Source organism: Brevibacillus reuszeri (assembly GCF_002897295.1).
GTDB classification, from domain to species: domain Bacteria; phylum Bacillota; class Bacilli; order Brevibacillales; family Brevibacillaceae; genus Brevibacillus; species Brevibacillus reuszeri_A.
Genome location: NZ_BEXF01000032.1, coordinates 53,310 through 63,762, shown reverse-complemented (window position 1 = coordinate 63,762; position 10,453 = coordinate 53,310). Strand labels below are relative to the sequence as shown.

At 47.4% G+C, this 10,453-nt stretch carries 9 protein-coding genes and 1 rRNA gene; all 10 read left to right on the top strand.

What is annotated here, in order from left to right:
- Positions 1-116, top strand: a 23S ribosomal RNA gene (locus tag C3B52_RS31105); the annotation flags it as partial.
- A 237-nt stretch (positions 117-353) separates the two neighbouring features.
- A complete protein-coding gene (locus C3B52_RS31100; protein WP_103110216.1) occupies positions 354-1,478 on the top strand; it encodes an MGDG synthase family glycosyltransferase in 1,125 nt (374 codons plus the stop codon).
- A 35-nt stretch (positions 1,479-1,513) separates the two neighbouring features.
- Positions 1,514-2,200, top strand: coding sequence for an HAD-IA family hydrolase (locus C3B52_RS31095; protein WP_103110215.1), 687 nt, complete (start codon positions 1,514-1,516; stop codon positions 2,198-2,200).
- A gap of 163 nt (positions 2,201-2,363) precedes the next feature.
- The gene (locus C3B52_RS31090; protein WP_103110214.1) at positions 2,364-2,828 is read left to right on the top strand and encodes a CtsR family transcriptional regulator; all 465 of its coding nucleotides are present in this window, start codon (positions 2,364-2,366) and stop codon (positions 2,826-2,828) included.
- Positions 2,829-2,868: 40 nt separating this feature from the next.
- The gene (locus tag C3B52_RS31085) at positions 2,869-3,387 is read left to right on the top strand and encodes a UvrB/UvrC motif-containing protein (RefSeq protein WP_049742200.1); all 519 of its coding nucleotides are present in this window, start codon (positions 2,869-2,871) and stop codon (positions 3,385-3,387) included.
- A 20-nt stretch (positions 3,388-3,407) separates the two neighbouring features.
- Positions 3,408-4,481, top strand: a complete 1,074-nt coding sequence (locus C3B52_RS31080) for a protein arginine kinase (protein ID WP_103110213.1) — start codon at positions 3,408-3,410, stop codon at positions 4,479-4,481.
- A gap of 70 nt (positions 4,482-4,551) precedes the next feature.
- Positions 4,552-7,002 carry an ATP-dependent Clp protease ATP-binding subunit gene (locus tag C3B52_RS31075; protein ID WP_103110212.1) on the top strand — a complete coding sequence of 817 codons (2,451 nt, stop codon included), beginning with the start codon at positions 4,552-4,554 and terminating at the stop codon, positions 7,000-7,002.
- Between the two features lie 104 nt (positions 7,003-7,106).
- The gene (radA, locus tag C3B52_RS31070) at positions 7,107-8,474 is read left to right on the top strand and encodes a DNA repair protein RadA (RefSeq protein WP_103110218.1); all 1,368 of its coding nucleotides are present in this window, start codon (positions 7,107-7,109) and stop codon (positions 8,472-8,474) included.
- A 9-nt stretch (positions 8,475-8,483) separates the two neighbouring features.
- Complete coding sequence (gene disA / locus C3B52_RS31065; RefSeq protein ID WP_103110211.1) at positions 8,484-9,560, top strand: DNA integrity scanning diadenylate cyclase DisA; 1,077 nt, start codon at positions 8,484-8,486, stop codon at positions 9,558-9,560.
- Positions 9,561-9,647: 87 nt separating this feature from the next.
- Positions 9,648-10,376 carry a CDP-diacylglycerol--serine O-phosphatidyltransferase gene (gene pssA / locus C3B52_RS31060; protein ID WP_103110210.1) on the top strand — a complete coding sequence of 243 codons (729 nt, stop codon included), beginning with the start codon at positions 9,648-9,650 and terminating at the stop codon, positions 10,374-10,376.
- Positions 10,377-10,453: the final 77 nt, after the last annotated feature.

Genomic DNA, 10,453 nt, shown 5'->3' with positions numbered 1-10,453 from the left:
CTTCCCACAGCGCAAGCTGGTAAGACCCCTCATAGACGATGAGGTTGATAGGTTCGGTGTGGAAGCGTGGTAACACGTGGAGCTGACGAATACTAATCGGTCGAGGACTTATCCACACTCTTAGCAATCATGCAGATCCAGTTTTCAAGGAATGAAATGAACCTCTTTACCCCACAATGGGTAAGGAGGTTTTTCGTTTTCTAGGAAAGAAAAACGTATATTTTGTCGATAAGTTAGGTCGAATGACCGACAAGAACCCTCTTGCAGACTGGAGAGAGGGTAGACTAACATGAGAAGGTACCTAAATCTGGCGTTGGAGTAGGCAAGGCAAGGTTTATGAAGGAGAAGAATTCATGAAAAAAATCCTCATCTTTTCTGCTTCCATCGGCAACGGTCACAATCAAGCTGCCAGAGCTATGCAGGAAAGCTTGGCTGAGAATGGTTGTACGTCTATGATCATTGATACGTTGGAATATATTAGTCCTACGTTTCACAAGATCTTGCTGGAAAGCTATATGAATCTGTTACGACTGTCACCGAAAATGTGGGGGAGAATATACCACAATACGGAGAAAAGCCGTTTTTTTGATATGAATGTACTGATGAACAAATTGCTCGCGAACAAATTGAAAAAGCTCATTAACAGTGTCCAACCGGACGCATTCATTGCAACGCACCCTTTTGCGAGCTGCATGCTCTCTGTACTTAAAGGAAGAAATGACTGGAGAGAGCCGATCTACACGATTATTACGGACTATACGATTCATCCGTCCTGGATTAATCATCACATTAATTACTACTTTATCGGGCATGAGCAGCTTTATTATCTAGTAGACCTTTATCGGCAGGATCATCAGAAATTCATTCCGATGGGGATTCCGATCATGAAAAAGTTCAGTATGCCACTGGATGCTCAAGAGATCAGAAAGAAGCTGGGTCTTACCCCAGAACAAAAAAGCATCATACTTTCAGGGGGCGGACTGGGTCTAGGCTCCATGGAAAAAGTACTCGACGGACTGGAGGCGATAAACCTCCCGCTGAAAACCTTTGTACTTACTGGAACCAATGACAAGCTTTATAAAAAAGTCACCAATCGCACCTATCGGCATGAGGTTGTCCCTCTAAAATTTATAAGCAACTTCCATGAGTATTTGGAAACAGCTGATCTCATAGTGACAAAATCAGGTGGATTAACATCTGCTGAGGTGATGAGCAAGAGGGTCCCGATGATCATATACAACCCGTTGCCGGGACAAGAAGAGCGAAATAGCCACTTCTTGTTGAACAATGGCTGTGCGGTACATGCCAATCTATCAGAGCAGCTGATTTATTTTATCGACGAGTTATTGCATAGTCCGTCAAAGGTAGAGTATATGAGGCGAATGGGTCAAAAAATATCGAAACCGGATGCGGCACAGCGGATCGCTGAATTTATTCGAGGCGATATAGAAATGGTGCTCCAGGCTGAGAGTGACTAGTCAAAAGCGACAGAAAGAGGGTAGAGGAAAAACAAATGAGTATTTCGTTTGCGATTCTTTTCGATATGGATGGTACTCTGCTGCAGACTGACAAGCTGGCAACACCAGCATTTACCCGAACGTTTGAGCAGCTGCAAAGAAAAGGATTATGGGATGGACCCATTCCTGATGAGGGGGAGATTACCAACCTTCTCGGGATGACGATTGACCAGGTCTGGAACAAGCTTTTGCCGGATGCGAGTGAAGAGACGGTCCATGCCGCAGATGCGTTTTTATTGGAAAATGAAATTCAGCTCATCCAAGAACGAGTTACCGATTTGTACCCAGGAGTAAAGGAAACCCTCCAAACTCTCCATACACAAGGATATGCTCTATTTGTAGCGAGTAATGGCCAAGAGGGGTACATTGATGCCATCTGCGAAGAATATGGACTAAAGCCGCTTTTTACCGATCTGTACTCGGCAGGGCGATTTTCCACGAAAACAAAAAACGACCTTGTTGCCAAGCTGTTAAACGATTATGAGATCAAGCAAGCCATCATGGTAGGCGATCGTCATTCTGACATTGAGGCAGGAACAACCAACGGATTGATCACGATTGGCTGCGACTTCGGTTTTGCTCAACCGGGAGAACTGGATGGAGCTACGATCATCATGACAAGCTTTCCGCAATTACTCGAAATTCTTTCAAAAATCGACACCATCACGCATAATCAAACATAAACCATTCCGACTGGAGTGGTTTTTTCTTTGGTTTCAAGCGACCCCTTTTTGCCCACACTAGAAAGTGTATTCACCACTTGCATGAGCGTAGTAAACCCATTATAATCAAAGTCAAAGATAGTCAAAGTCAATAGTTAAACACAGTGGAACAGGAGGCGATGACTTGCGTAACATCTCGGACATCATTGAACATCACTTAAAAAGTATCATTACCGAGAGTCCCAATGGAGCTATCGAGATTCAGCGTAGTGAGCTTGCCGACCTTTTTCAATGTGTCCCGTCTCAAATTAACTACGTCATCAACACTCGATTTACCGTACAAAAAGGGTATATCGTGGAAAGTAAGCGTGGTGGTGGCGGGTATATACGTATTCGCAAAGTGCAGATTGTCAGCAAGGCGCGTTTGCAGGAATTGTTGACCGAGGAGCTAATCGGTGAGAGCATTGCCCAAAATGTGGGTAATGCAATAGTGGAAAGACTGTTCGAAGAAGGCCTAGTCAACATCAGGGAAGCCACTTTGATGAAAATTGCCACATCGCGAAACGTATTGACTGTAGACACGGAATTACGAGATCGTTTGCGGGCAAATATTTTAAAGCAGATGATTGCGGCAATCCTGTTGAAGTAACGAAGGAACAGGGAAGCCAAGTGCTAGGAGGGATGATGTGATGAACTGTGAGGAATGCGGAAAACGACCGGCGACACTTCATCTGACGAAAATCGTCAATGGCGAAAAAACCGAATACCATATTTGTGAGCACTGTGCTCAGGAAAAAGGGGACGTCTTTACCGGCTTTCACAATTTTAGCATCAACAATCTCCTTTCAGGACTATTGAAATTTGATCCCATGCAGAAAAATGGACGCGAAACGGCAACGAGCAAGCCGCTTCGATGCGAAACCTGCGGACTCACATATGCCCAGTTCAGCAAAAGTGGACGCTTCGGGTGCAGTGATTGCTACACCTTTTTGGGAGATAAGCTTGATCCATTGTTCCGTCGCATTCACGGCAATACCCAGCATAGCGGCAAAGTGCCGGAGCGTACGGGTGGCCAGCTGAAAATCCGCAAAGAGCTGGAGCAGCTAAAACAAGCCCTGCAAAGTCATGTTGCCAGCGAGGAATTTGAAAAGGCAGCAGAGATGCGTGACCGAATTCGCGCTTTGGAACAAAAAATGGCCCAATCGTAGCAAGGGGAGGTAAGCAGGTAATGAGCCAAAAGCAGTTTATGCAAGACCCGTGGAGCAATTGGATGAAAGGAGAAGGCCCCGATTCCGATATCGTTATCAGCACACGGCTGCGAATCGCCCGAAATCTGCGCCAACACCCTTTTCCGTTATTGGCAACCGACTCCCAAGGAGAGGAAGTTGTTAGAAAGGTAACGGAGGTATGCGATTCGGAGGCCATGCGCAAACGGCAGCCTCTGCAAATCATTCAAATGGATCAGGTAAATCCATTGGAGAAACGGGTATTGGTGGAGAAGCACCTGATTAGCCCCCACTTGGCAGAGGAATCGCGTAAAGGAGCCGTCTTACTTAGTCCAGACGAGTCCGTCAGCATCATGGTAAATGAAGAAGACCATATACGAATTCAAGTTCTCTTGCCCGGGTTTCGTTTGAATGAAGCATGGGAAATAGGAACAAAAATAGATGATATTTTCGAGAAGCATCTCAATTACGCTTTTGATGAAACCAGAGGATACCTCACAAGCTGCCCAACCAACGTAGGAACAGGGATTCGTGCCTCGGTTATGCTGCATCTGCCAGCACTGGTTATGACTCAGCAAATTAGCCGGATTTTACAAGCAATTAATCAAGTTGGCTTGGTCGTTAGAGGAATTTATGGGGAAGGTAGCGAAGCGTTAGGGAACCTGTTTCAGCTCTCCAATCAGGTTACGCTTGGATTGTCAGAAACAGATATCCTCTCGAATCTGTACGGGGTAGCCAGACAGATTATCGAGCAGGAGCGTGTAGCGCGTACTTATTTGCTTGAGCATACACGCATATCATTGGAGGACCGGATATTCCGCTCGTACGGCATTTTGATGTTCGCACGTACGGTGGAGTCCAAGGAAGCAGCACAACGCCTATCCGATGTACGACTCGGGATTGATCTTGGGGTGATTCCAAATGTGTCACCGCTGATCCTAAACGAGCTGCTCGTGACTACCCAGCCAGGGTTTCTCCAGCAGCATGCTGGCCAAAAGCTGACGCCGGACCAGCGTGACGAACGCAGAGCCCGTTTAATCCGGGAGCGAATCGGAGCGAACGAGTCATCTGATTGACGCGTAAAAGGCAGTAACACGCAACAGTTAACCCATAGAGAAAAAACACGGTTATACGGAGGTGTACGTTATGATGTTTGGACGTTTTACGGAACGAGCACAAAAAGTACTGGCGCTTGCCCTTGAAGAGGCAGTGCGTCTCGGACACAAGGATATTGGAACAGAGCATGTACTCTTAGGGCTGATTCGAGAAGGCGAGGGCATTGCTGCCAAGGCATTGCAATCACTTGGGCTTGGGCTCGACAAAATCCAGAGTGAAGTGGAGTCGTTGATCGGACGTGGAACAGAGCAGTCCGGTAGTAACTACACGCCAAACTATACACCTCGCGCCAAAAAGGTAATTGAACTGTCCATGGATGAGGCTCGCAAGCTGGGTCACACCTATGTCGGTACGGAACACATCCTGCTTGGTCTGATCCGTGAAGGGGAAGGCATTGCAGCACGCATTATGAACAATTTAGGTGTGAGCCTGAACAAGGCACGTCAGCAGGTTCTGCAGCTGCTTGGCAGCTCGGAGCTAATGGCATCCCATCAGCCTTCTGGAGGTAACCCAGCGGCGAATACACCAACTTTGGATGGATTGGCACGCGACCTTACTGCCATCGCACGTGACGGTGGTCTGGACCCAGTTATTGGCCGTCAAAAAGAAATTGAGCGTGTGATCCAGGTACTGAGCAGACGGACCAAAAATAACCCGGTATTAATCGGTGAGCCAGGCGTAGGGAAAACAGCAATTGCGGAAGGCTTGGCACAAAAGATTGTAAACAACGAAATTCCAGAAACACTTCGCGATAAACGTGTCATGACGCTCGATATGGGTACAGTGGTAGCCGGTACCAAATATCGCGGTGAATTCGAAGACCGCCTGAAAAAAATCATGGACGAAATCAGGCAAGCGGGAAATATCATCCTGTTTATCGATGAATTGCATACATTGATTGGTGCTGGTGGGGCAGAAGGGGCGATCGATGCCTCTAACATTCTAAAGCCAGCTCTGGCTCGTGGCGAATTACAGTGCGTTGGGGCGACCACCCTGGACGAATACCGCAAGTATATCGAAAAGGATGCAGCGCTTGAACGTCGTTTCCAACCGATTACGGTAGATGAGCCAACAGCTGAGGATGCCGTTAAAATCCTCCATGGCTTGCGTGATCGCTATGAGGCCCACCATCGCGTAAAGATTACAGATGAAGCTATTGAGCAGGCAGTAAAGCTGTCTGATCGTTATATCACCGATCGATTCTTGCCTGATAAAGCGATTGACCTTGTGGACGAGGCCGCTTCCAAGGTGCGTTTGCAATCCTTCACGGTTCCACCAAATCTCAAGGAGCTGGAGGGCCGTCTGGAAGAGGTACGCAAGGAAAAGGATGCAGCTGTGCAATCGCAGGAATTCGAAGAGGCAGCAGCCTTGCGCGATCAGGAGCAAAAGCTGCGCGAAGAGCTGGATAAAACGAAAAAGGATTGGAAAGAGCGCCAGGGTCAGCTAAACATGGAAGTAACGCCTGAAGATATCGCTACTGTTGTGGCTAGCTGGACAGGAATTCCTGTGCTCAAGCTCAAGGAAGAAGAAACCGAGAGACTCCTGAAAATGGAAGAAATTCTCCATGATCGCGTCATCGGTCAGGATGAGGCAGTCAAATCGATCTCTCGTGCTGTTCGCCGTGCACGTGCAGGCCTTAAAGACCCGAAACGTCCGATTGGCTCCTTTATTTTCCTCGGACCAACAGGTGTAGGGAAAACTGAGCTGGCTCGTGCGGTTGCTGAAACCCTCTTTGGAGACGAGGACGCAATGATTCGCGTCGACATGTCTGAGTACATGGAGAAACACTCGACAGCACGTCTGGTGGGTGCTCCTCCGGGATATGTAGGCTATGATGAAGGCGGCCAGCTGACAGAAAAAGTACGTCGCAAGCCATACTCTGTAATCCTGCTCGATGAGATTGAAAAAGCGCATCCAGATGTGTTCAACATCTTGCTGCAGGTTCTCGATGACGGTCGTTTGACAGATTCCAAAGGGCGCACAGTCGACTTCCGCAATACCGTTGTGATCATGACCTCCAACGTCGGTGCCAGCATGATCAAGAAAAATACGACGCTTGGCTTTACGACTGGCGATACCGAAAGAAAATACCAGGATATGAAGGACAAAGTAATGGATGAGCTGAAAAAGAGCTTCCGTCCTGAGTTCCTGAACCGGATCGATGAAGTCATTGTGTTCCACTCCCTGGAGCAGGAGCATATCGAGCAAATCGTTTCCTTGATGACAGAAGAGCTGCGTAAACGCCTGAAAGAACAAAGCATTGATTTCCAATTGACCGACGATGCCAAGAAAATATTGGCCAAGGAAGGCTTCGATCCGGCATACGGTGCTCGTCCGCTGCGTCGTGCCATTCAGCGTCACATTGAGGACCGCTTGTCTGAAGAGCTGCTGAAAGGCAATATTAGCAAAGGCGACACAGTAAACATCGAGTCTGAAGATGGTCAGCTGGTAGTAAAACGGTTGGAAAAAACAAAGTCATAAGGTAGAAATATAACGCGGAATGCCTCCTGTTTCAGGAGGTATTCTTTTTTTGGGTGCGTATCTATGGTAAAAATAGAGGAGAAATTCCAAGTGAGGGTGCGAATATGTCAAAGTATAAAACGAAATACGCGTGTCAAGAATGTGGCTATGAATCACCGAAATGGATGGGCAAATGCCCTGGCTGTAACAGCTGGAATACACTGGTCGAGGAAGTAACTGTAAAAGCCGCACACCGCCATGAAGGGATGAGTGGTGGACAGCGTCAGGCAGCGATTCCTTTGACTCAGGTAGCAAGTGCAGAAGATCCACGGATGGATACGACCATCGGTGAATTAAACCGTGTGCTCGGAGGCGGACTTGTGCCCGGCTCACTCATTCTCGTCGGAGGAGATCCGGGGATCGGTAAATCTACACTGCTGTTGCAAACCTCTTTTACATTAGCTCACCAGGGCGCCAAAGTGCTTTATGTATCAGGCGAGGAATCGGCAAAACAAATCAAATTACGCGCAGATCGACTGAATATGCAAACTCCGCCGATGTTTGTCTTAGCGGAAAATGATTTGGATTTGATCGAACAGCATATTAATCAAGTAGACCCCCATGTTTTGATCATCGATTCGATTCAGACCGTGTTTCACCCTGCTGTACAATCTGCAGCAGGAAGTGTCGCTCAGGTACGCGAGGCTACTGCCCAGCTGATGCGGATTGCCAAAGGAAAAGGGATCGGTACATTCATTGTTGGTCACGTGACCAAGGAAGGTTCCATTGCTGGGCCGCGTATGCTGGAGCATATGGTGGATGCCGTGCTTTATTTTGAAGGAGAACGTCACAACACATTCCGCATTTTGCGTGCTGTCAAAAACCGATTCGGTTCGACAAATGAAATCGGCATTTTTGAAATGAAGGATCGGGGTCTGGAGGAAGTAGCAAACCCTTCAGAGATCTTCCTGGCAGAGCGGCCTCATGGCGTGGCAGGCTCCACTGTCGTAGCCAGCATGGAAGGGACACGTCCCGTTCTGGTCGAGCTTCAGGCTCTTGTAGCGCCGACCAGCTTTGTGACACCGCGGCGTATGGCTACAGGTGTAGACCATCAACGGGTGGCTATGATTATGGCAGTTCTGGAAAAGCGTATGGGCATGATGCTCCAAAACCAGGATGCGTATGTAAATGTGGCAGGAGGAGTAAGATTAGATGAACCAGCAGTCGATCTGGCGATAGCCGTCAGTATTGCGAGCAGCTTTCGCGATCATGCCACGAATCCGCATGACGTGGTTATTGGAGAAATCGGCTTGACTGGAGAGGTGCGAGGAGTTTCGCGGATTGAACAGAGGGTACGGGAAGCACATAAATTGGGCTTCAAGCGAGTTATCATTCCGGAAAAGAACATTCGCGGGTTGGAGGCACCAGACGACATCCAAGTGATCGGCGTAAACAACATAGCAGAGGCTTTGAACGAGGTGATAAGGGGGTAGGAGCGAGGGATGCAGGAGAACACCAAAAGAAATCCGCAGTTTAGCGATGTGCTTCGCTTGGTCGCTCCCGGTACACAGCTGCGGGAAGGATTGGAAAATGTTTTGCGGGCGAAAACAGGTGGATTAATTGTCGTTGGCTATGGTCCGGAGATGAGGTCGATCGTCGATGGCGGTTTTTCCATCAATTGTGACTTCTCTCCCGCCCATTTGTATGAATTGGCGAAGATGGATGGGGCGATCATAGTTAGTGAAGACGCAAAAAGAATCCTGTATGCCAATACCCAACTGTTTCCTCCTGCATCCATATCTACCAGTGAAACAGGAACACGCCATCGGACTGCTCAACGAACTGCCATTCAGACTCACTATTTGGTGATAGCGATCTCTCAACGTCGCAATGTCATTACACTGTACCAGGGGAACTTTCGTTATGTCTTAAATGAAATAAGCGTCATTCTGGCAAAGGCTAATCAGGCAGTCTCCACCTTGGAGAAATACAAGGCCGTTCTGGATCAGACGCTGACCAATCTCGGTGCGTTGGAATTCGAGGAATTAGTAACGTTTCAAGAAGTTACTTCCGTTTTGCAACGAATCGAGATGGTATTACGTATTAAGACAGAGGTCTCCAAGTACATATGTGAGCTAGGAATCGAGGGAAGGCTCGTTAGCATGCAGATGGAGGAGCTTGTATCAAACATTGAAGAAGAAGCGCACATGCTCATTCGCGATTATTGTCGAGATGTGTCGTATTCTCCTGAACATGTACTGCGTGACATGAAAAAATTAAGCTCCGATGAAATGCTGGAATTGCCCTCTTTCTTGCGTGTCCTTGGATACTCTGCAAACGTCAGTATGCTTGAAGAATCTGTTTCTCCAAGAGGGTATCGTATTTTGCAAAAAATCCCAAGGTTGCCTATTTCCATCATCACGAATTTGGCTGTCCATTTCCACAATTTACCTAGAATTATGATGGCTACGATCCAGGAATTGGACGAAGTTGAGGGGATTGGAGAGGTTCGAGCGAGGGCTATCAAAGAGGGTCTGAAACGGATTCAGGAACAAGTGTTCATTGACAGGCACATTTAAAGTAGATAGGATTAAGGCATTATTTGTATTCAACATTTGCCTAGGAGACGACTTTCTTTTGGGCAGAAGAAATCAGGAGGTAAGTCTATGTTCGTGAAATCGTTACCGAACATACTAACCGTAAGCAACTTGTTTCTGGGAGTTTTAGCAATTATTCTTGCGTTTCAAGGCGATCAATATGTCGATTATGCAGCCATTACAGTAATAATCGGTATGCTGGCAGACGGACTGGACGGGCGCGTAGCACGAATGCTGAATGCGCAAAGCGAGTTCGGTAAGGAACTGGATTCCTTGTCTGACGTTATCACGTTCGGGGTAGCGCCAGCGTTTATCATGTATGTTGTCGTCCTGCAAGATTTCAACCTGCTCGGTATTTTTGTCACCGCGATTTTTCCAATCTGTGGGGCGCTGCGCTTGGCTCGCTTCAATGTCCAAGCCGGGGTTCCAGGTTACTTCATCGGTTTGCCGATTACGGCAGCGGGTGGTGTGCTCGCTACACTTGCTCTGTACCACCAGGTTTTCAACCCGGTACTGCTTGCAGTAAGCATGCTGCTTCTCGCCTTTTTGATGGTATCCAAGGTCAAGTATCCGAATTTCAAAAAAGTGGGTATTCCTAAATCTGCGTACTGGATTACACCGATTATCATCGCTATTGTGGTCGTGGTAGCGATCAAGTACCCACAGCAGTTTCCTAAGATTGTCTTCTTGCCATTGGCGTTTTACGCTTTGTACGGAATAAAAAAAAACGTTGACTTTCTCGTCAAAAAATTACGTAAGAGAAAGAACAAAGAAGAAGAATCTGTGCCCTTTGAATAAAAGCCACGACAAAAAACCCGCACATCCGAGTGCGGGTTTTTCATTTTTTAAGTGCAACTTTTTTGAGGGTTCGTTCG